The sequence below is a fragment of the Marinobacter sp. 2_MG-2023 genome, from assembly GCF_030546935.1.
Classification (GTDB): domain Bacteria; phylum Pseudomonadota; class Gammaproteobacteria; order Pseudomonadales; family Oleiphilaceae; genus Marinobacter.
Genome location: NZ_JAUOPH010000001.1, coordinates 53,300 through 70,985, shown reverse-complemented (window position 1 = coordinate 70,985; position 17,686 = coordinate 53,300). Strand labels below are relative to the sequence as shown.

The window sequence follows — 17,686 nt, the reverse complement described above, 5'->3', positions numbered from 1 at the left end:
CTTGTGGACGACATCCTCGCACTGGATAACCAGATCTGTTTCAGTCTGTACGCCGCCAACCGGGCGATTACGTCGCGGTATCGCCCGTTGCTTGCAGAGCTGGATCTGACCTACCCGCAGTACCTTGTCATGCTTGTTCTCTGGGAGCGAGCCCGAGCAGGTCAGGTAACGCGGGTTTCTGACCTTGGAGCGCGCCTGCGGCTGGATTCGGGTACGCTTACTCCTCTGCTGAAACGCCTGGCTTTGCGAGGGCTTATCCTCAGGGAGCGCAGTGTCGATGACGAACGTGTGGTGACCATATCATTGACCGGGCAGGGCGTTGACCTGAGGGCTCATGCTGCACAGGTGCCACAGAAGCTACTCTGTGGTCTGGACGTTGCGCCCGAACGGTTGCTGGCGCTGAGGGATGAGCTTAATGCAGTACTAAGGGCTATTGAGGCTCAGGAGGCGGTGCCCAGCGCATAATGACGGCGTTCAGTTGGCTACGGTTATATGGCTTTGTAATATAGTCGTTCATCCCGCAGGCAAGACAGTCATCCCTGTCGCCTTGCATTACATTGGCGGTAACGGCTATCACAGGCAGGGCACGCCACTCCGGTTTTTTGCGAATCTCTCGCGTTGTTTCAAAGCCGTCCATTACCGGCATCTGGCAGTCCATAAGCACCAGATCGTAGTGTTGTTGCTCCAGAGCCTCAATCGCCAACTGACCGTTATCGGCTACGTCAGCACGATGCCCCATTTTCTTCAGCAAAGTGCTTGCGACCATCTGGTTCACTTCGTTGTCTTCGACTACCAGTATTTTTAGCGAATGCTGGGGTGGTTCTGCTGATGTTTCTGTGCTGCCATGAAGTTCAGCCAGTCCGGAAAGCCGCAGGTAGTTCGGTTGAAAATCCTCTTGAGACCCTCCGGTGGACAAATTGCTGTAGACCGGCAAGGGCAGAGTGACGGTGAACCGGGTTCCCTCGTGTTCCTTTGACTCCACATCTATTTCACCATGCATACGCTCAATGAGCTGGCGGCACAGCGTCAGGCCCAATCCGGTGCCTCCGTATAGCCGTGTGGTTTGCGTATCGGCCTGGGTAAAAGGAGAAAATATACGGCGAAGGCCTTCTTTGCTCATACCTATGCCGGTATCGCTCACATCGAGGGTCAGCACACCTGCTGAATAGCGAGCGTTGATGCTCACACTCCCCGAATCGGTAAACTTGATGGAGTTGCTCAGCAGGTTGTTCAGTATCTGACGAATACGGGTCGGGTCGCCGAGAAAACTAAGCGGAAAGCCCGGTTCTGTTTCTGCAATCAGATCGATTCCTTTCTTGCGTGCTTGCTGGGTATGCAGCATGGCGCACTCTTCAATCAGCCCATGCATATCAAAGGGAATGTTCTCCAGCTTGAGCTTTCCAGCCTCAACTTTGGAGATGTCCAGAATGTCGTTGAGTATTCCGAGCAGGCTTTCACCGGCAGAGAGTGCGATCTGCAGGCGGTGGCGCTTGGCGGAGTCCTGTTCGCTCTCCAGAATAAGCCCCAGCATGCCAAGTACGCCGTTCAATGGTGTGCGTATTTCGTGGCTCATGCTGGCCAGAAAGTTGGCCCGGGCCCTGGCTCTGCGCATGGCGTCTTCTTTGGCTTTTACCAGAGCCCGGTTGCCCCGTTGCAGAGCCTGGTTTTTCTCCGATATTTCCCGTGTTCGACTTTCGACTTCATGCTCCAGTTCGCTGGAGTAGTTTTTCATGGCCGTTTCCGCTACACGGAGTTGGGCCAGAGTGAAATCTACGGTTTCGAGATGCTGATTGATGATCTCAACCATTGTGCCGATCTCGTCCTGCTTATGGCCGGCAGGAATCGGCAAGCGGATTTTTTCCGGGGATCTGGCTTTGACCTCGTTCAATGCACCTATAACGCTGAGCATTGGTCGGGTAAGGATCAGGTAGAAAATACCCAGTAGCGAAGCGGAAAGAATGAGGCTTTTCAAGAGCCCGCTCACCACAGTGTAAGTCGCTCGTTGCAGGAACTGCAGGCCATAATGGAAAGTGTCAATCGTCACTACAAGCTGACCCAGAGGTAGGTTGTTTAGCTGAGAGACACGAAGTTCCCGGCTGAAGACCCTGCTTGAGCCCAACAGTTTGTCGCTGATCCAGCGATAGGGCGAATCCGGACTGCTCTTGCTGGCCGCTGCCATAGTGCTGTTTTCACTATCGACAATTCTGGCGTCGATGGTGGCCGGGTGCCGGAGAAGGCCGTCGAGCAGCTCTTCAGCGAGGCGTACATCAATGTTGTAGGCAATCTGGGAGGCCGGACTGTGGCTGATTTCAATCAGCGCCTGGATGTCTTCTTCCATGGATTCGCGGGCGCTAAAATAGTCCAGGGTGATCTGTATGACGTTGAGCACCAGCCCTAAAAGCATTGCGATCAGCACGGTGTCGCGGGTGAGCCGGTAGGAAAGCCGGTGTCTGAAGCCTCTGGTCACTGGTGTTACTGTCCCTGTTTGCGGGTAGCTGATGATCTGCCGGACTTACGAATTCAGTCGTCGTAGTCGGCTTTTTTCTTCCAGTCTTGCTCGTGAAGAAAGCTGTCCCACTGTTTGTCCATGTTTGACTGGGGTTCTACGGATGCGCTGGCGTCGCCACCTGCGCTCGCCGCTTCCAGTTCTTTTATCCGGGTGCGGAAACTCTTGACGGCTCTCATGGCAAGTGGGTTGTCCCGGGACTTACCCATTTCGGTGCTGGCAAGATGGTAGGAGTGTATGGCTTTTCGTATCTGATTCTGGCGAATCTGGTCGCGGGCCTGAAAAACGTGAAGGTCTGCGTGCGTTTTATGGACCAGAAACAGTACATGCTTCAGATTTTTCTTGGCAGTTGCACCGTCTATCCGGCCACCTTTGTGCATGGCTTCGATCATCTTGAACAGATTTCGCAGTAGCTCTTTGACGTATGCGGATTTTTCCGGAGAGTCGATCCTTACCGGCGGTACTTCATCCCGGTTTTCCTTAATCAGGATTTTCCTCTGTGTTATCGCTTCGCGCCATTGCTCGGTCGGAAGCCCGGATTTAAGCGCCGCAAGTTCATTGCAGACATCTTCCATACGCTTGAGCAGTAACAGCTTGAGATCTGATGTGAGATATTGCCCTGGCAACTCAGAGAGCAGTCGGTTGCATCTTTTGTAGCTGTCCTCAAGCGCCGTTGTTTTTCGAATACGCTCGATCCTGGCTTTCTCGCGCATTTGACTGATCACAAGAACGATGATCGAAATCACAACGATGGCCGACAGGACAAGGACAATGGTTATGGCATTCATGTTTGGGTAATGCTCCGGCTTTTAGGCGAGTCATGCCTGGTTCAGGGCTCCGACCTGATATGCCGATACATCCGGCAACTGTCAGAAAGGTTAGCAGAAATTTGACATTGAAGCTGAAATCAAATGTGAAAGATCCGCTTATTATATTTATTTTGTGAATCAATGTTATTCTGTATATTGTTTTGGTGAATGGGCGCTCGGGTTGCGACCGCCTGATTGCTTTTAGCCAGCTTTGGAGTTGTTCATGGATATCTCCCGTATCGACCTCAACCTTCTTGTGTACCTGGACGTGTTGCTCAGGGAGCGCAATGTCACCAAAGCAGCAAACCATCTTGGCATTACCCAGCCCGCCATGAGTAATAGTTTGCGACGTTTGCGGGACCTGTTCAGTGACCCTTTACTGGTGCGCACGAGCGAGGGCATGACAGCAACAGAACGAGCGCGTGAACTGCAGCCCATGGTCAGAGGTATCCTCTCGGATATTGAGCAAGCAGTGCAGGAGAAGACGCCGTTTGCAGCACTGGAGAGCCAACGGGTATTTCGTATCATGGCCAGTGATTATGCTGAATCCTGTCTTATGCCCAGGGTTTTGAGGCGGATTCGCCAGGAGGCGCCACACGTCACGCTGGATGTACTGACTCCGAGCGATGTGAGTTTTCTGGATGTTGAGCAAGGGCGCCTTGATATGGCGATCAACCGGTTCGACAAGATTCCCCAATCGTTTCACCAAAAAACGCTCTGGACCGAATATTTCGCCTGTCTGATGAATGCCCGAAATCCAATACTGAAGGAGCCTTTCACACTGGATACTTACCTTGATGCCAGCCATATCTGGGTTAGTAAAACCGGATTTGGTGTCGGTGTAGGGGTAAATCCGAAAGACGTTCAACGCCTGGGTTGGGTTGATGAAGCTTTGTCGAAAATGGGAAGCAAGCGGCAGATCTCGGTGTTTACCCGGCATTATCAGTCGGCTATGTTGCTGGCGGAGCAGCACGACCTGATAGCTACGCTTCCATCCCGGGCGGCCTGGCTGCAAAAAGATAACACTAACCTGGTAGTAAAGATCCCGCCCTTCGATATCCCGCCTTTCGAGCTTAAAATGGCCTGGAGCCCTTTGTTACAGCACAACGCTGACCATCAGTGGCTACGCCGGTTGATTTCAGACGTTGCGGAAGAGGTGGATGAAGAATTTGCACCTTTCGGGGCTCGCTTCGAACCTGAAAGCGCCCCGTTGAAGCATCCGTCAGAGCGGTAGTTCGCGCAGCTCAAGGGATTGGCGCCCGGCGTCCCACATGCGCTGGAAGTTTTCCGCCAGCAGCTTGACGCGCCCGCTGTCGGAAAACCCGGCAAACCCGGATGGGGTAGTGAAGTCATGTCGATAGACAACACCTTCCCTGTCTGCGATGAGGAACGGCTGGTCTTCATGGGGATAGTCACCATTGACCAGCCTTAGCTCTATACGGCTGGGTAAGCGGCGCATCAGTTCCACCAATTGGTGGCGACGTTTGATCAGAGGCTGGTCATCATGGATGAGCAAGCGAACCTCGCTAAGCCTGTGGCGCCGTGCCAGGCTGGATATCAGCTCCCTGAATCTGTAGCGGTCGTAACGATCATGGTCCAGCACGCGATCATAGAGCCATAGGCGCTGGCCAGCCTGGCCAACCATGGAGTCCATGAGTTCGAGCATGCTGTTTTCACTGTCGAACAGCCAGGGCTGGGTGTCGGTGCCGAGTAGCATTGGGCGGGGTCTATTGCCACCAGGTTGCTGTGCAATAAGTGCGGGAGCAAGGCAGCGCATATCCAGGTGAGGTATGCCTGCGTCATCATAGGCCTCTGAGCATATGTGGAACCCTGCGCGCTGGTAGAAAGGGACCGCATGTTGTTGGGCAGAAAGTTTCAGTTCCTGATACTGCCCGGCAGATTCAGCTATCAGGTGCTGGAGCAGGGCTTCACCAATTCCCCGTCCCCGGAATTCCGGCAGTATGGCCATGCGCCCGACGTGGCCGGTTTCGCTCAGTGTTGAGAACAGCCGCGCTACGCCAGCCGGCGTATTGTCTGGCATAACTGCGAGAAAATGATCAGCAATTTCGTCTGTATCGTCCCATTCAAGCTCAGGTGGAACACGTTGCTCTTCAACGAACACTTTCTGGCGGATATCCCGAATATGCCCCGGGGCAAGCTGCCAGCTGTATTTTCGAATCCGGACCGTCATAGCATCACTCGAAATACACTGAACCCTGATTATAGAGGTTTGTTAGCAGGCCAAGCAGAGCCGGGTCGCCGGCAAACTGGGCCAGGGCGCCCATGTCGATGCGTGCTCCCGCGCACAACAGAGGAGCCAGCGGGCGAGCATCACCTTTGAGCAGAAACTGCTCACCGTCTGCAAAAAGGGCGGTTACGTCGTTCTGTTCATGGTAGGCAAAGCGGGAACCTTCGTTCCACCGTAGTTGCTCGCCGGCCCGAATGGCCTCGGCAAAATCTTCATCTGAGGCAGGCTCATCCGCCGGCACCACAACATCCATATTTTTAGGAGCGGTTGCATACTGGCCAAACCACAGCGCCAGCTGGCGTTTATCTTCAAGTTTTTCAGTCAGAACGGATTGCAGGCGGTCAATAACGCCTGGTGCAATCGTGCCCGGGTTGTCCTGAACCTGAAGGTCCGGGTCATTCATGTGATCTGAGGCATCCGATTGGTTACACAGGAAGTCGGTGAAGCCGGTAAGCAGGTCCTCAATAGTCGGCGCCCGAAAACCTATCGAGAGTGTAATGCAATCGTCTTCGGCTATGCCGTGGTGGCCAATGCCCGGAGGCAGGTAAAGCATATCGCCAGGCTCAAGAGTAACGGTTTCTTCACCTTCCCAGCTGCTGAGAATACGCAATGGCGTGCCCTCCACGCGGGGCGAGGATTGGTCGCAACGGCCACCAAACGTCCAGCGTCTGTGCCCCTGGGCCTGAAGCAGAAATACATCATATTGGTCGTAATGGGGCCCTACGCTGCCGCCCTTGGGCGCATAACTTGCCATGATATCGTCAAGGCGCCAGTTGGGCACGAAGCGGAAGTGTTCGAGCAGGTCAGCGACCTCGGGGACCCAGTGATCAAGCCCTTGTACCAGCAGGGTCCAATCCTTGTCGGGTAGTTGGCCGAAGCGTTCTTCTGAGAAGGGCCCGTTGTGCAACTGCCAGGGCTTGCCGTCATCGTTTTCGATGACGATGCGTGATTCCACGCCTTCTTCACAAGCAAGGCCGGCCAGTTCGTCAGCGTCGACCGGGCACTGAAATCCGGGAAACGCCTGGCGGATGACAAAGGGTTTCTTTTGCCAGTAGTCCCTCAGAAATTCAGAAGGCGAAAGTCCGCCAAGCATATGCATTGTTGTGCTCCCTGGGTTCAGATGTTGCGGGCCTGATCGATGGCGTTACCAATGTAGTTGCCTGGGGTCAGGTCCATCAGTTCCGCTTTGGCGCTATCGGGCATCTCCAGGCTTTCCACGAAGCTTCTGATAACTTCCGGAGTCATGGCCTTACCGCGAGTCAGTGCCTTGAGCTTCTCATAGGGCTTCTCGATGTTGTACCTGCGCATCACAGTCTGGATCGGCTCCGCAAGAACTTCCCAGGCCTTGTCGAGGTCGTCATTCAGGCGCGCCGGGTTAATTTCCAGTTTGCTCAGACCTTTCAGGGTGGCTTCGTAGGCAATAAGGCTGTGGGCAAAGCCAACGCCCAGATTGCGCAGTACGGTGGAGTCGGTAAGGTCGCGTTGCCAGCGTGAGATCGGTAGCTTGGCGGACAGGTGGCCAAGCAATGCGTTGGCAATCCCCAGATTACCCTCGGAGTTTTCGAAATCGATCGGATTGACTTTGTGGGGCATGGTTGAAGAGCCTACTTCGCCTTCAACAGTCTTCTGCTTGAAATAGCCCAGTGAGATGTAACCCCACACGTCCCGGTCGAGATCGATCACGATGGTGTTGAAGCGCGCGACCGCGTCGAAAAGTTCGGCGATGTAGTCGTGAGGCTCAATCTGTGTGGTGTAAGGATTGAAGTCCAGGCCCAGGCTTTCGATAAATGCCTGGGCGTTGGCGGCCCAGTCTAAAGCAGGATAGGCAGAGATGTGGGCGTTATAATTGCCAACCGCGCCGTTGATCTTGCCCAGAACCTCAATCTCACGGATTTGTTTCATTTGTCGGCGCAGGCGATAAACAACGTTGGCGAGTTCTTTGCCGACGGTTGTTGGTGATGCTGTCTGGCCGTGTGTACGGGAAAGCATTGGCTGTTCAGCGTGCTCCTGGGCAAGCTCGCCCAGTTTCTCGACAACCCGGCCCATTGCGGGCAGCAGGCCGTTATCCAGACCCTCGCGAAGCATCAGGGCGTGGGAGAGATTGTTGATGTCCTCAGAGGTGCAGGCAAAGTGAACAAATTCGGTGACCGCATGCAGCTCGGGAATATCGGCGATTTTTTCCTTGATAAAGTACTCAACCGCTTTTACATCATGGTTTGTTGTGCGCTCGATTTCCTTGATGCGCTCGGCATCCTGCAGGCTGAATTCACTGATCATCTGGTCCAGAAAAGCGATGGCCTCCGCGGTAAATGCTGGCACTTCAATGATTTCGGGGTGGGCCGCCAATTGCTGCAGCCATCGGATTTCGACCGTCACGCGGTTCCTGATCAGGCCATATTCACTGAAAATGTCACGGAAAACGCTGACTTTACTGCCATAGCGTCCATCGACCGGGGAAATGGCGGTCAGGGCGTTGAGTTCCATCGAAAACCTCACAAATAATCAAAGAATCGGTTCAGAAAAAAGGAGGCACCATAATACACCAGCGCCGCCGGTGAATCAGTGGCAACCAATTACTTATCGAATGAACGGTTCGCTTGCTCTGCAAGTTCCCGCGCATGTTGAATCACCTTGCGGCGTGACATAACCAGTTGCCAACGGCGACCGCCGCTTTGTCTCCAGAGCACCGCCGAACGAATACCTGCCAGCAGGAGCGCCCTGACTTTCGCAGCATTCTCGTCTCGTTGGAGCAGGGAGGGGTTACCGCTCACCTGAATACGTAAGCGGAAGGTGCTGATGGTATCCGTGTAAATAGAGGCCAGGTTACTGATCAGGTTTGTGTGGACATAACCAAAGTGGCTGGCGGTGTGCCTGGCCTGTTCAATACGGCTGCCGATTACGTCCATCATGTCACTTTTTCGGTTGAGCTTCGATTCCAGGTGAATCAGGTTGAGCACATAACGCAGAACCTCAACATCCTGCTGTTTGCTTTGTTCGCTCATAACCGTTGAAAGCGTAACCAACCCTTCTCGCACATCGGTCAGTTCGCCGCCGTATACGTCGAGCGTTGTTGCAGGATTTGTTGCAAAAAGCGAGCGCAGGCATGCCTCCAGGCTGGTTTCGTTGCAATGCCCGTTGTTGGCGATTTGCTGAACCAGATTGGCAGCCTGGAATACGCCCGCCAAAGCCAGCGTCTGATCGTGAAGCGACCGGCTCATTGGCTGGCTTCCTGAGTTGAATCATTGTGAGAAAGGCGCGCCGGGAGAGGTTCGTCGTCACGCCAGGTCTCCGTGATCACACCGCCTCCCAGGCAATTGTCATCAATATAGAAAACCACAGATTGTCCGGGCGTGACAGCGCGCTGGGCTTCATCAAACACCACCTTCACGCCGCCTTCAATGACCGTTACCTCGCAATCCTGGTCAGGTTGACGGTAACGGGTTTTCGCTTTGCAGCGGAAGGATTGCGCTGGTGGCTCGCCGGCGACCCAATCGATCGGATCGGACAGCAAGCCCCGGGAGAATAGTAGGGGGTGATGCTTGCCCTGAACGGCAGTCAGTACATTGTGCGTCAGGTCCTTCCCGGCGACGTACCAGGGGTCGTCGCCAAAATCACTGAGCCCACCAATACCGAGTCCCTGACGTTGACCAATGGTGTGGTACATCAAACCTTGGTGTCGGCCAATCTTTTTGCCTTCAGGGGTTTCAATATCACCGGGCTGCGCCGGCAGGTACTGTTTTAGAAAGTCGCTGAACTTGCGCTCGCCGATAAAACAGATACCGGTGGAGTCCTTCTTGTCATGGGTGACGAATCCTTGCTGCTCGGCAATCTTGCGCACTTCCGGTTTTTCCAGCTCACCAACCGGGAACAGGGTGCGGGCGATCCGGTCTCCGGATACAGCGTGAAGGAAATAACTCTGATCCTTGTTGGCATCCAGACCTTTTAAAAGAAGCGCTTTCCCGGATCCGTCATTGAGCGGCCGCTGCCGTGTATAGTGGCCTGTGGCGATGTAATCCGCTCCGAGTGTGACTGCATAATCCAGGAAAGCCCGGAACTTGACCTCTTTATTGCAAAGGATATCGGGGTTCGGGGTGCGACCAGCCTGATACTCGGAAAGAAAGTGCTCGAAAACGCGATCCCAATACTCGGCGGCAAAGCTTGCGGTATGGAGTTTGATACCCATCGCATCTGCAACAGCCTGCGCATCGGCCAGATCGGTCATGGCGGTACAGTACTCTGTGCCGTCGTCTTCATCCCAGTTCTTCATGAACAGGCCTTCGACCTGATACCCCTGGTCTTTGAGCAACCAGGCTGCAACCGACGAATCGACACCGCCAGACATGCCAACGATAACGTGTGTGTCTTCCGGGGAGCGAGCTTCGGGGGTTGGATTTGTCATGACAGTTCCGGGCACCGGTGAAAAACGCGGGAGTTTACCATTTTGTGCCGGTTACGTCTGCGGATTTGCAATCACATCCAGTGGGTAACATCGACCTTTTCGGTAATCCTCTATACATTTGATAACCAGAGGGCTGCGGAGCTTGTCGCCCAACCGGCGTATGTCTTCCAGTGACAACCAGTGGGCGGCAATTATGTCGGCGTCCAGCTCTTCGGTTACCCGTTTTCGAGCTTTTCCTGTGAAGCAGAAACGATAGTAGGTTACGCCATTGGACGGGGCTTTATAGGTGTAGAGCCCGAGAAAGTGTTCCGGTTCAATCTCCCAGCCGGTTTCTTCGAGCGCCTCCCGTCGTGCCGCATCAATAATGGCTTCGTCTTCTTCGACATGTCCGGCTGGTTGGTTAAAGACAACCCGTCCGCTGCTGCGTTCTTCAACCATCAGGAAGCGGCCATGCGCATCTTCAATAACCACGGCTACTGTGGCGTGAGGCGTCCAGGTCATGATCTTCGGGCCCTCTGTGGCACCTTGGCAGGGCGTGCACGCATCGGACGCTTTTCTGGCTGGGCTGCGGCAGGCAGATTAACCGTAAGTTTTCGGTGTTTGCCTGGCTTTAGTCCATGCAGCGTCCAGTCGCCAATACGATAGCGGATCAGCCGCAACGTTGGAAATCCGACAGCCGCAGTCATACGCCGTACTTGTCTGTTACGGCCCTCAGTGATGGTCAGCTCCAGCCAACTGGTAGGTACGGTCTCTCTTCGGCGCACGGGAGGAACTCTGGGCCATAACTCCGGATCCTCAAGTTTGCGCGCCTGAGCCGGCCGGGTGCGGCCATCTTTAAGCTTAACGCCTGTGGAGAGCTCTTTTATGGCGCCTGGGGTGATCTCACCTTCGACCTGTACCCAGTATGTTTTCGGCATTTTCAGAGCTGGTGAGGCTATACGATGCTGCAAGGCGCCGTCACTGGTCAGCAGAAGCAGTCCCTCGGAATCGTAATCCAGTCTCCCGGCCGGGTAGACCTCCGGAATGCTAATCCAGTCCGCCAGGGTGGAGCGACGCTTCCGCCCGGCGGATACAGCCTCATCCGTAAACTGGCAAAGTACCTGAAAGGGCTTGTTAAAAAGGATGAGTTCAGCCATGGAGGCGTCTCCCGGGCAGGTTTAAAGAAAATCAGCTGAAAGAGTACGTAGAAATGCCTGCGTTTGAAAGCGCAAGGTAAAGCCTGTGCTTCGTTTTACCGGCTTGAGAGCACCGTCCCGCCGGCACTATCCGGCAGGGTTGCTCAGTGGCAGAAAGCCGACGTGATATGGCTGTCAGGCGTTTGCCGCGCGGGAAGGGTAATCTCCGCCATCCGCGTCTGTGGTTCGGGTCGCCTGTTCACTGGAATCCGAGGTGTTTGCCTGGGTCTGCGCCCCGGCCTGCTCCTCGGGTACGATGTTCACGGCGTGCACACCCTTGTCGCTGGGTTTCTTATCGAAACTGACTGCCTGACCTGCTTTTAACGTCTTGTAACCGTCCATCTGGACTGACGAAAAGTGGGCAAACAGGTCGTCACTGCAGCCATCTTCTATGATGAAACCGTACCCTTTGGCATTGTTGAACCACTTTACTTTGCCTTTTGGCATGATGAACTCCCCTGTTCTTTCACTGTCACTTGTTGTTGTTCAATTAATTGCGTCTAGTGCTGACCAGCCCTGAAATCGCGTATTTTGTCAGGTCCCTGTTACATGAACCTCTCATGTATTTACATTATTTAACACTACAATCTAACTGTCGGCGAAACCTGTAGTCGAGTCAATAGCTTCTATTGCTGTAATGTGTGGTTGAACAGAGTCCGGAAGCGGTATCATGGACGTATAGGTAATTATCTCATCCTCGGGCAGGGATCTGACTTGAAAACCCGGGGTCTGACAACCACATTTATAAAAGGCACCGATAAACGGTAAAGAATGATGCGGACTATCGAAAATTCTCTACTAATATTAAACCAGGGAGAAGATGAACAGCCGGGGCGTCACGATGACCTCAGCGTTGCTCCCGAAAAACCTGCGCTGAAGCGTCCATCTCAGTACAAAGTGATGCTTCTGAACGACGATTACACACCCATGGATTTTGTTGTGGATGTGTTGACAACATTCTTCGGGATGAATGAAGAAAAGGCGACACAGGTGATGCTGCTCGTCCATACGCAGGGAAAGGCTGTATGCGGGGTGTATACCCGGGATATCGCGGAAACAAAGGCGGCACAGGTGAACCAGTATTCCTCGGAATGCGACCATCCGCTCCTTTGCGAGATTGAATGTGCGGACTGACAGACGGCGGGGTGGCCCATGCTGAGCAAAGATCTTGAAATTACGCTGAATACGGCCTTCAAAAGTGCCCGCGACAAGCGTCATGAGTTCATGACGGTGGAGCATTTGATGTTGGCCTTGCTGGACAACGAATCGGCGGTTGGTGTGCTCAAAGCTTGTGGGGCAGACCTCAAGCAGCTCCATGACGAGTTGGTCGAATTTGTTGACTCCACGACTCCGTTAATTCCGAGCAGCGACGACGAGCGCGAGACTCAGCCGACGCTTGGTTTTCAACGAGTGTTACAGCGCGCGGTTTTCCACGTGCAATCCTCCGGTAAGAAAGAGGTTACCGGTGCCAACGTTCTGGTTGCCATTTTTAGTGAACAGGAAAGTCAGGCGGTGTATGTGCTCAAAAAACAGAGCGTTGCACGCATTGATGTCGTTAACTTTGTATCCCACGGTATTTCAAGGGTGCAAGGAGCGGAAGATCAGGATGGGCACGAGCAGATCTCTCATGACGAAACCGGTGAAGAGGGTGGCCAGTCCAAACCACTGGAGAATTATGCAACCAACCTGAATGAGCAGGCTCGTCAAGGGCGCATTGACCCTCTGATTGGCCGTGAGCATGAGGTTGAACGAGTGGTGCAGATTCTTGTGCGCCGTCGCAAGAACAATCCCTTGCTGGTCGGTGAAGCTGGTGTGGGTAAAACTGCGATTGCAGAGGGGTTGGCCAAACGTATTGTTGATGGCCAGGTGCCGGATATCATCGCTGATGGCGTGGTGTACTCTCTGGATCTTGGAGCCCTGCTTGCCGGAACCAAGTACCGTGGCGATTTTGAGAAGCGTCTCAAGGGGTTGCTGGCTGATCTTAAAAAAGAGAAGCATGCGATTCTGTTCATCGATGAAATCCACACCATTATCGGTGCCGGGTCGGCGTCAGGCGGCGTAATGGACGCCTCGAACCTGCTCAAGCCGATGCTGAGTTCAGGCGAAATTCGCTGCATTGGCTCCACCACATACCAGGAATTCCGGGGTATTTTCGAGAAAGATAGCGCGCTGGCCCGGCGTTTCCAGAAAATTGATGTCAACGAGCCCAGCGTTGAGGACACCTATCAGATTCTCAAAGGGCTGAAACCGAACTTTGAGAAGCATCACGATCTCAAATATACAGACCAGGCACTGCGCGTGGCTGCGGAACTGGCGGACCGATACATTACAGATCGCCACTTGCCGGACAAAGCCATTGATGTGATCGATGAAGCTGGTGCGCGCCAGCGCCTGATGCCCGAGGACAAACGCCGGAAAACGGTGGATGTCTCCGAGATTGAGGAAGTGGTCGCCAAGATAGCCCGTATTCCACCCAAGAACGTATCTACCAGCGACAAGGACCTGCTGCGTAATCTCGAGCGGGACTTGAAGATGGTGGTGTTCGGGCAGGATCCGGCCATCGAATCCCTGACAATGGCGATTAAACTTGCCCGCGCAGGTCTGAAAGCTCCGGAGAAACCGGAAGGTTCCTTCCTGTTTGCAGGCCCTACAGGTGTTGGTAAAACAGAGGTGACCAAGCAACTGGCGAAGGCGCTCGGTGTCGAGCTGGTTCGATTCGATATGTCCGAGTATATGGAGCGCCACACGGTGTCCCGTCTGATCGGCGCGCCTCCGGGGTATGTTGGCTACGACCAGGGTGGTTTGTTAACAGAAGCCGTAAACAAGCATCCACACTGCGTTCTGCTGCTGGACGAAATTGAGAAGGCTCACCCGGAAGTCTTCAACCTGCTGTTGCAGGTGATGGATCACGGTACCCTGACCGATAACAACGGGCGCAAAGCGGACTTCCGTCATGTCATTTTGGTGATGACAACCAACGCCGGGGCTGAAAGCATGGCCCGTCGCTCGATGGGGTTCAGCGAGCAGGACCACAGCAGCGATGGTATGGAAATTATCGGCAAGACCTTTACGCCGGAGTTCCGCAACCGCCTGGATAGCATTATCCAGTTTGGCGACCTGCAAAAAGAGACCATTACTTTTGTGGTCGACAAGTTCCTCACCGAGTTGCAGGCGCAGCTGGATGAGAAACACGTGGTTCTGCATGTGGATAACGAGGTCAAGTCCTGGCTGGCAGGCAAGGGTTACGATGTAACCATGGGCGCACGCCCAATGTCCCGTCTGATTCAGGATAAGATAAAACGTCCGTTGGCAGAGCAGATTCTGTTCGGACGTTTGTCCGAGAAGGGCGGAGATGTGTTCATTCACCTCAAGGGCGATGAGCTGGTATTTGACTATGAGGACGAGCCTGCGGAAGCCGTTTGATTCGGCTACCCGAAAGGTTTTAAGGCCGTCCAAAAAAAACCGCTGCATTCGTGCAGCGGTTTTTTTTATGCTTTCTGGCAGTCGCTAGTGTCTTAGCGGGCGCGGTACACAATCCGGCCTTTGCTCAGATCGTAAGGCGTCAACTCAACCTTGACCTTGTCGCCGGTCAGGATGCGGATGTAATTTTTACGCATCTTGCCAGAAATGTGAGCGGTAACAACGTGGCCGTTGCTCAGCTCAACCCGGAACATGGTATTTGGAAGGGTATCAAGAATAACCCCTTCCATTTCAATAGCATCTGTCTTCGCCATTCAGTAAAAACCTCTATTTGGAATACTTTCCGTAATTTTAAATTGCGCAATTCTGCCTGATTTGTAGCCGTTTGGCAAAGTGAGTTGCGTGGCAGAGCAGGAAAAAGGGTGCCCGCGGCATCGATTTTCAGGCTACTTGCATCCCGAAACTGGCACCTAGGTGACATCTAGAGCTCGCCAATGGCCATTCTGTAGAGCCTCTATAGGCTTGAAGCGAGTTTTGTAATTCATTTTCCTGCACTGTTTTATCCAGTAGCCGAGGTACAGGTGAGGGAGGTTGCGCCGTCGGGTCTCCTCGATTTGCCATAGCACAGCATAGGTCCCAAGGCTTCGGTATTCAAAAGCCGGATCGAACACTGTGTATATGGCCGAGAGCCCGTCATCCAGCGCATCCACTGCCGCCAGGGCGACCAGCTCCCCGTCTATCCGCATCTCCAGAAACCAGGAATCCGTAGATCCCTCTACAAGAAAAGAGGTGAACTGTTCTCGAGAGGGAGGGTACATGTCGCCATCTTTGTGCCTCAACTCAACGTAGTTGGCGTAGAGCGTATAGTAGCTTTCGCTGAACGCTGCAGGTACGAGCTTGCACTCCAGGTCACTGTTCTTTTTAAGCACCCGCCTCTGACTGCGGTCCGGGCGGAAGTCGTTTACGTTTAGCCGAACCGGGATACAAGCGTTACAGAGTTCGCAATGAGGGCGGTAATAATGGGAGCCGCTGCGCCGGAAGCCTAGTGACGTCAGTTGGCTGTAGAGCTTTTTATCAACGTGCGCCTGCGGATCAACGAACATGGTGGTCGCTTCGCGATCGGGAAGGTAGCTGCAATCGTGGGCCGGTGTTGCAAAGAATACCAGGGTTCTGAGACTACTCATTCATGCCTCCGGCCTGCGCCATTGCCATTGGAATGTCCAGTCGGGCTGATCCGGTTTTCGGTCTGCGTATGTATCGATTATAGATAAAAACTCGCTTCTGGGTATGGTGTGTGCGCCCATAGTGAGAAGGTGGTTGCTTTCTACCTGGCAATCTATGACTTGATAGCCCCAATCTTGCAGTTGGTGAGCCAGGTGAACCATAAGCACTTTGGATGCATTCGTTTCCAGAGAGAACATGGACTCACCAAAGAAGCATTGCCCTATGGCGATCCCGTACATTCCTCCGGCCAGCTCACCCTTCCGGTTCCACACCTCGATGGAGTGGGCAATTCCCTGTCGGTGAAGGTCAGAATAGCTGGCGATCATATCGTCGGTTATCCATGTGCCTTCGCTGCGGGTGGAAGCGCACAAGCGAATGATGCGGCCAAAGGCCTGGTCCGCGGTGACGTGAAATCGCCCTTGATTCAGGGTTCTGCGAAGGCTACGAGATATGTGGATGTCTTTGGGGTAAAGCACGCAACGAGGGTCTGGAGACCACCAGAGTATCGGCTGCTCTTCGCTGTACCAGGGGAATATGCCGCTGCGATATGCGAGGATCAGGCGCTCTGAGGAGAGGTCACCGCCCAGGGCGAGTAGGCCATCCGGGTCATCGAGGGCTTCTTCGGCTGGGGGGAACCAGAGTTGGTCGGGGTCTAGCCAGGGTAGTGAGGTCATCCTGTTCTTCGGCTATCACTCAGTTCGCTTGCTTGAGAGTGTCAGCCGCAGGGCAGGCCGTTCTGAAACACGCTGTGGATACGTTCCCGTACGCTTGGCTTCGCCATCCATGGCTTCGCACAGTTTCAGAACGGCCAGCTCTCCGGCTTCGTCAGGCTCTTATTTCGCCTGCTTTCAGTCTGTCTTAATCCTGCTGATCCAGGAATTTCTCCGCATCCAGTGCGGCCATGCAACCGAAACCAGCTGAGGTCACAGCCTGGCGGTATATGTGGTCTGCCACGTCGCCTGCGGCAAATACGCCGGGGATGCTGGTTTGGGTGGCCATGCCCTGCAAGCCTGAGTTGATCTGGATGTAGCCGTTTTCCATGTTCAGTTGGCCTTCAAAGAGGCTGGTGTTCGGTTTGTGGCCAATCGCAATGAACACGCCAGCCAGGTCGAGTTCCTGGGTGGAGTTGTCTTTCATGCTTTTGATGCGCATACCAGTCACACCAGTGCTGTCGCCCAGAACTTCGTCGAGGGTGTGATCCCAGACGATTTTAACGTTGCCGTTTTCGGCTTTTTCAAAGAGCTTGTCCTGCAGGATTTTCTCGGCGCGCAGGCTGTCACGGCGATGAACCAGGGTGACTTCTGCGGCGATGTTTGAGAGGTACAGGGCTTCTTCTACGGCGGTGTTACCGCCACCGATAACAGCAACTTTCTGTTTTTTATAGAAGAAGCCGTCGCAGGTTGCACAGGCCGAGACGCCCTGGCCTTTGAATTTCTCTTCAGACTCCAGGCCCAGGTACATGGCAGATGCACCGGTGGCGATAATGAGGGAGTCGCAGGTATATTCGCCGCCGTCGCCCTTGAGGCGGAAAGGGCGGTTTTTAAGGTCGGCTTCGTTAATGGTGTCGTAAACGATGCTGGTTTCGAAGCGTTCGGCGTGTTTGAGCATGCGCTGCATCAGTTCCGGGCCTTGTACGCCATCATTATCGCCGGGCCAGTTGTCGACGTCGGTGGTGGTGGTGAGCTGGCCGCCAACTTCAATACCGGTGATCAGGGTCGGGTTCAGGTTCGCCCTCGCTGCATAGACGGCAGCGGTGTATCCGGCAGGGCCGGAGCCGAGGATGATCAGCCGGGAATGCTTGGTTTCGCTCATGAATGTCTCTCACTGATTTGGTACGTGTCAGGCTTTTTCAGGGCCAGTATTACGAGGAAGACGAAAAGGCTATCACGAAAGCAGCAGACTGCC

General features: G+C 54.1%; 18 protein-coding genes. 4 read left to right on the top strand and 14 right to left on the bottom strand.

Going from position 1 to position 17,686, the window contains the following annotated elements; translation table 11 throughout:
- Positions 1–3 precede the first annotated feature (3 nt).
- Positions 4–465 (top strand): MarR family winged helix-turn-helix transcriptional regulator, encoded by a 462-nt coding sequence (locus Q4501_RS00365; RefSeq protein ID WP_303593217.1) that lies wholly within the window; start codon positions 4–6, stop codon positions 463–465.
- Here Q4501_RS00365 and Q4501_RS00360 read toward each other — a convergent pair.
- Together Q4501_RS00360 and Q4501_RS00355 are read right to left on the bottom strand one after the other, a co-directional pair.
- Complete coding sequence (locus tag Q4501_RS00360) at positions 431–2,467, bottom strand: ATP-binding protein (RefSeq protein WP_303593215.1); 2,037 nt, start codon at positions 2,465–2,467, stop codon at positions 431–433. The genes Q4501_RS00365 and Q4501_RS00360 overlap by 35 nt on opposite strands.
- 53 nt (positions 2,468–2,520) lie before the next feature.
- Complete coding sequence (locus Q4501_RS00355; RefSeq protein WP_303593213.1) at positions 2,521–3,294, bottom strand: hypothetical protein; 774 nt, start codon at positions 3,292–3,294, stop codon at positions 2,521–2,523.
- 244 nt (positions 3,295–3,538) lie between these two features.
- Between Q4501_RS00355 and Q4501_RS00350 the strand changes: the two genes are divergently transcribed.
- Positions 3,539–4,549, top strand: a complete 1,011-nt coding sequence (locus Q4501_RS00350) for a LysR family transcriptional regulator (protein WP_303593212.1) — start codon at positions 3,539–3,541, stop codon at positions 4,547–4,549.
- On the opposite strand, the gene Q4501_RS00345 is transcribed toward Q4501_RS00350, so the two are convergent.
- The 8 genes from Q4501_RS00345 to cspD form a co-directional block, all read right to left on the bottom strand.
- Complete coding sequence (locus tag Q4501_RS00345) at positions 4,538–5,506, bottom strand: GNAT family N-acetyltransferase (RefSeq protein WP_303593211.1); 969 nt, start codon at positions 5,504–5,506, stop codon at positions 4,538–4,540. The genes Q4501_RS00350 and Q4501_RS00345 overlap by 12 nt on opposite strands.
- Positions 5,507–5,510: 4 nt before the next feature.
- Entirely contained in the window at positions 5,511–6,662 is a 1,152-nt protein-coding gene (locus tag Q4501_RS00340) for a cupin domain-containing protein (RefSeq protein WP_303593209.1), read from the bottom strand.
- Between the two features lie 17 nt (positions 6,663–6,679).
- Entirely contained in the window at positions 6,680–8,047 is a 1,368-nt protein-coding gene (purB, locus tag Q4501_RS00335; protein ID WP_303593207.1) for an adenylosuccinate lyase, read from the bottom strand.
- A gap of 89 nt (positions 8,048–8,136) precedes the next feature.
- Positions 8,137–8,781, bottom strand: a complete 645-nt coding sequence (gene hflD, locus Q4501_RS00330) for a high frequency lysogenization protein HflD (RefSeq protein ID WP_303593205.1) — start codon at positions 8,779–8,781, stop codon at positions 8,137–8,139.
- Positions 8,778–9,962, bottom strand: a complete 1,185-nt coding sequence (mnmA, locus tag Q4501_RS00325; protein ID WP_303593203.1) for a tRNA 2-thiouridine(34) synthase MnmA — start codon at positions 9,960–9,962, stop codon at positions 8,778–8,780. Before mnmA ends, hflD begins: the two co-directional genes overlap by 4 nt.
- 51 nt (positions 9,963–10,013) lie before the next feature.
- A complete protein-coding gene (locus Q4501_RS00320; protein WP_303593190.1) occupies positions 10,014–10,463 on the bottom strand; it encodes an NUDIX hydrolase in 450 nt (149 codons plus the stop codon).
- Positions 10,460–11,098 (bottom strand): pseudouridine synthase, encoded by a 639-nt coding sequence (locus Q4501_RS00315; RefSeq protein WP_303593188.1) that lies wholly within the window; start codon positions 11,096–11,098, stop codon positions 10,460–10,462. Before Q4501_RS00315 ends, Q4501_RS00320 begins: the two co-directional genes overlap by 4 nt.
- A gap of 174 nt (positions 11,099–11,272) precedes the next feature.
- Positions 11,273–11,584, bottom strand: coding sequence for a cold shock domain-containing protein CspD (gene cspD, locus Q4501_RS00310; RefSeq protein ID WP_303593187.1), 312 nt, complete (start codon positions 11,582–11,584; stop codon positions 11,273–11,275).
- A gap of 327 nt (positions 11,585–11,911) precedes the next feature.
- On the opposite strand from cspD, the gene clpS reads away from it, so the two are divergent.
- Entirely contained in the window at positions 11,912–12,271 is a 360-nt protein-coding gene (gene clpS, locus Q4501_RS00305) for an ATP-dependent Clp protease adapter ClpS (protein WP_303594307.1), read from the top strand.
- Positions 12,272–12,289: 18 nt separating this feature from the next.
- The gene (clpA, locus tag Q4501_RS00300) at positions 12,290–14,560 is read left to right on the top strand and encodes an ATP-dependent Clp protease ATP-binding subunit ClpA (RefSeq protein ID WP_303593186.1); all 2,271 of its coding nucleotides are present in this window, start codon (positions 12,290–12,292) and stop codon (positions 14,558–14,560) included.
- Between the two features lie 92 nt (positions 14,561–14,652).
- Here clpA and infA read toward each other — a convergent pair whose 3' ends face one another.
- The 4 genes from infA to trxB all read right to left on the bottom strand — a co-directional run bounded on the left by infA (position 14,653) and on the right by trxB (position 17,593).
- Positions 14,653–14,871 carry a translation initiation factor IF-1 gene (gene infA / locus Q4501_RS00295; RefSeq protein WP_071263575.1) on the bottom strand — a complete coding sequence of 73 codons (219 nt, stop codon included), beginning with the start codon at positions 14,869–14,871 and terminating at the stop codon, positions 14,653–14,655.
- 156 nt (positions 14,872–15,027) lie between these two features.
- A complete protein-coding gene (locus tag Q4501_RS00290) occupies positions 15,028–15,741 on the bottom strand; it encodes an arginyltransferase (RefSeq protein WP_303593181.1) in 714 nt (237 codons plus the stop codon).
- Positions 15,742–16,455: a leucyl/phenylalanyl-tRNA--protein transferase gene (gene aat / locus Q4501_RS00285; protein ID WP_303593179.1), complete on the bottom strand. Its 714-nt coding sequence runs from the start codon at positions 16,453–16,455 to the stop codon at positions 15,742–15,744.
- A 184-nt stretch (positions 16,456–16,639) separates the two neighbouring features.
- Positions 16,640–17,593 carry a thioredoxin-disulfide reductase gene (gene trxB, locus Q4501_RS00280; protein ID WP_303593177.1) on the bottom strand — a complete coding sequence of 318 codons (954 nt, stop codon included), beginning with the start codon at positions 17,591–17,593 and terminating at the stop codon, positions 16,640–16,642.
- Between the last annotated feature and the right edge of the window lie 93 nt (positions 17,594–17,686).

What these genes read in the sequence shown, in the direction of transcription:
- Q4501_RS00350 (WP_303593212.1), top strand. Translation starts at nt 3,539, where the DNA reads ATGGATATCTCCCGTATCGACCTCAACCTTCTTGTGTACCTGGACGTG.
- cspD (WP_303593187.1), bottom strand. Translation starts at nt 11,584, where the DNA reads ATGCCAAAAGGCAAAGTAAAGTGGTTCAACAATGCCAAAGGGTACGGT.
- Q4501_RS00345 (WP_303593211.1), bottom strand. Translation starts at nt 5,506, where the DNA reads ATGACGGTCCGGATTCGAAAATACAGCTGGCAGCTTGCCCCGGGGCAT.
- Q4501_RS00315 (WP_303593188.1), bottom strand. Translation starts at nt 11,098, where the DNA reads ATGGCTGAACTCATCCTTTTTAACAAGCCCTTTCAGGTACTTTGCCAG.
- infA (WP_071263575.1), bottom strand. Translation starts at nt 14,871, where the DNA reads ATGGCGAAGACAGATGCTATTGAAATGGAAGGGGTTATTCTTGATACC.
- Q4501_RS00355 (WP_303593213.1), bottom strand. Translation starts at nt 3,294, where the DNA reads ATGAATGCCATAACCATTGTCCTTGTCCTGTCGGCCATCGTTGTGATT.
- Q4501_RS00290 (WP_303593181.1), bottom strand. Translation starts at nt 15,741, where the DNA reads ATGAGTAGTCTCAGAACCCTGGTATTCTTTGCAACACCGGCCCACGAT.
- clpA (WP_303593186.1), top strand. Translation starts at nt 12,290, where the DNA reads ATGCTGAGCAAAGATCTTGAAATTACGCTGAATACGGCCTTCAAAAGT.
- clpS (WP_303594307.1), top strand. Translation starts at nt 11,912, where the DNA reads ATGCGGACTATCGAAAATTCTCTACTAATATTAAACCAGGGAGAAGAT.
- purB (WP_303593207.1), bottom strand. Translation starts at nt 8,047, where the DNA reads ATGGAACTCAACGCCCTGACCGCCATTTCCCCGGTCGATGGACGCTAT.
- Q4501_RS00320 (WP_303593190.1), bottom strand. Translation starts at nt 10,463, where the DNA reads ATGACCTGGACGCCTCACGCCACAGTAGCCGTGGTTATTGAAGATGCG.
- hflD (WP_303593205.1), bottom strand. Translation starts at nt 8,781, where the DNA reads ATGAGCCGGTCGCTTCACGATCAGACGCTGGCTTTGGCGGGCGTATTC.
- mnmA (WP_303593203.1), bottom strand. Translation starts at nt 9,962, where the DNA reads ATGACAAATCCAACCCCCGAAGCTCGCTCCCCGGAAGACACACACGTT.
- aat (WP_303593179.1), bottom strand. Translation starts at nt 16,455, where the DNA reads ATGACCTCACTACCCTGGCTAGACCCCGACCAACTCTGGTTCCCCCCA.
- trxB (WP_303593177.1), bottom strand. Translation starts at nt 17,593, where the DNA reads ATGAGCGAAACCAAGCATTCCCGGCTGATCATCCTCGGCTCCGGCCCT.
- Q4501_RS00340 (WP_303593209.1), bottom strand. Translation starts at nt 6,662, where the DNA reads ATGCATATGCTTGGCGGACTTTCGCCTTCTGAATTTCTGAGGGACTAC.